The 3,091-nt window shown below is 40.2% G+C and carries 1 protein-coding gene; it reads right to left on the minus strand.

From position 1 onward, the window contains the following. Positions 1-3,091 (minus strand): glucoamylase family protein (locus tag ACFIKE_RS04325; RefSeq protein WP_375648470.1); only part of this gene is annotated, 3,091 nt, incomplete at both ends.

A 3,091-nucleotide genomic window follows, 5' to 3' on the forward strand; every position in this document is an offset into this window, starting at 1 on the left:
TCCATTGCTGTTTTTGTTTTGTGAGCAGAATTTCAAAATCACTTGCACGTACTTGATTGAGTAATTTTTCAGCTTCTTGTCTATTTTCAGCACTACCAAGATAAAAGATGATTTCTTTTGTTTGCCCTGCTTGAAGATCAATATCATAGGAAAATGCTGAACAAGGATCACATCCTGCTTCAATGGTATTCGAAAGAGCACCAGCTTTACGGATCGCAGTTGGATGCGTTACGGTTCCCGTTGCACCAATAAATTCAGCACGATTGGTTGTGGTGCTGGTTGGCATTTCAGATGCCGATAAGAATGTGACTTGTTGAGATTTTTCAATGTGATAAGGATTTTGAATAAAATGTACACCCCTTTTGTCCTCATAAGAGGAAATAATGAAGGGGGCATATTTTGTACGGGTATTTCCCAAAACCCATTCAACATAATTATAAAGGCGTAAACTGCGTGGTTTTTTCCCTTCATTCGTAAGGATAAGACGTGAAAAGCGAATAGGTTTTTCGGGATCAAGTGTATGAGTCAGTTCTAATGCGATTTCTGAATGTGTTGATTTAAAAGTTGAGAATCCAAACCCATGACAAGCCTCATAGACAATATTTTCATCACATTCTACAGCAGAAACGGGTGAAAAACGTTTTAAAGACTGGCGATCAACCAGATAAAGTGCTTCTCCTGGCCGGTTAGATGTTGGATCATTTGCCCAAGGAGTTAATTTATAATCGCGGCTATTGTTAACCCAAGTAAAAATTGCACCTTCAGCAGAGACATGAAAACCAAATTTGTGATTAGCGATGACGTTAATCCACGGGTGCGGTGTAGTTGTACGTCCATGAAGACGTATTACATAATGGTTATACTGGTTAAAACCACCGTAACCATTCCAATATTTTAGATCTTCTCCATTTATGGGAAAAGAAGATGGTTTTCGTTGGCTAATAAGACCAATGGAAGCAAAAAAATTTTGTTCAGTTTGTGTTGTAACTTGCCTTCCTTCGTTATATTTTTGGTAATCTAATTGATCATAAGATTCTTGATAATTTTTACGAATTGTAAGATCAAAATCACTCTCATCAAATCGTTTAAGCTGTTCAGATAAAGAGCCATTTTGGGCATCAAGAACGATGCGCGCTGATGCAAGAAGCGTTTTAAAGCTTTGTTCACTCATTTGATCGCGCCGAAGCATGAAAATATGTTGGCGTTCATCTGCTTTTTGCATGTGGTGATAATAAGATTCACAGACCCACTCAAGAGCGCGTTGTGTATTTTGTATATAGGAAAATGTTTGTTCATTAAGAATGACCAAATCCACAATGAGTCCGCGCATACGCCAATATTCATGTGCTTTAAGGAGCTCGCGCAGTACGGTTATATTTCCCTCGTTATTTAATCTAAGAAGACAGAGTGGATTGTCTCCTGAGATAGACATGGGCCAAAGATCAGACTGTTTTCCTAGCGTTTTTGCTAATATTTCAGAAGGAAGACGCCACGTTCTTTCTGGATAAATAAGCGGTGTTGCATATTTTTGATAGATAATAGCTTCTTTAAGCTGGGTTCCGCTCTGATACAGTGCAACTTGTGAGCGCGTCCATGCCATTGAAAGTTCTTTTTGAAACATATCAGGTTGTCGATAATGTTTAATATGATTATTTAGTGCTTCTTTTGTATGAGCAGCAAAAGTCCAAAAAATAAGTTCTGCTTTTTCATGGGCTGGAATTTTTATACGGCATCGCAATGACATAACAGGATCAAGAACGCAACCTTGACTGTTACTGAAACGAGCATTTTGATCAAATGCAGCGGGCCGATGAATGGATCGGCCCCGCCCAATAAACAGAGAGCGATCCGTTTCAGCTTCTGTCTCTCGGAGAGTATCTGTTGTACTGGAGACAAAATGAGCAACATAGATTTCAGGATCGCTAGGTGAGCGTTTGCGCCTTTTGGCAAAAATTGTTTTACCTTCCTCAGCAATTTCTGTCTCTATAAACATGCGGGAAAAAACAGGATGAGCTTGGTCTGTGCCCATTGTGGCAAGCGCTAATTCACCATAAGAAGTCACTTCAATGAGGCGCTCTTTATTTGTCGTATTCATCAGTTGAATACGTCTACCTTCGCCACATCCTTCAGATGTAATAAGACATTCAAGTGTTGATTTTATACCATCAACCATTTTTGTATATTCAGCCTTTTCATCTGTAAAAATGCTGACAGCTTCTTCTTCAATAACACGTGTTGGTTCACCAGTAACAGACCACCACCGTCCACTATGCGTATCCCGTAAGAAGAATAAAGTACCTTGTTGATCTTCTGTTGCATCGGGAATAAAACGCGTAATCGCATAATCGCGCCAACGGCTGTAACCAGAACCATTCGCTGTTAACATAGTAAAATAAAAGCCATTAGACAAAAGTAAAGTTGCTCGTGGTTTGAACAACGGGTTTGTAATAATGCGCAAAGGGGCGGCGTCAAATGCTTGAGACTTGTTGCGCATACGATTAACAGCTTTGGTATGAATAATAGGAATAAGATGAGGCGCTCTTTCCTGTAACAGCAGTTGCGTTGCTTCAACAACGGGATCACGGTGAAAACGATCACGCATTCGCCCTTGAAAAATAACATTGTTAAGAGCAAGGATAGACATGCCATGATGGTGCGCATAATAATTGCGTACAACAGCGTATTTTTCCCCTGTTTTCACGCGTGAAGGGGTAAAATCGACAGAGTCATAATAACCATATGTTCCTAAAGCTCCAAGATCACGGAGTCGTTTTAAATTAGCAACAGCACAAGCAGGAGCATATTGTGCCGCTAGAAGGCTGGCATAGGGAGCTATGACAGCATTGCGTGAAAGACCACGTTGGAGTCCGAGGTTTGGAACACCAAAATGAGCGTATTGGTAATTCATTAAATGATCGCGAGCGTTAAATGCGGCCTCTGAAATACCCCATGGCAATTCCCGTTTATGGGCATATTGTATTTGACAACGAATAATCAATCGATTTGTTTGATCTAGGAGAGATCCTAAAGGTTCATGCATTATGAGAGATGGCATAAGATATTCGAACATCGATCCAGACCATGATAGGAG

The sequence above is a fragment of the Bartonella sp. MU70NMGDW genome (genome assembly GCF_042194085.1).
In the GTDB taxonomy this organism is placed as follows: domain Bacteria; phylum Pseudomonadota; class Alphaproteobacteria; order Rhizobiales; family Rhizobiaceae; genus Bartonella; species Bartonella grahamii.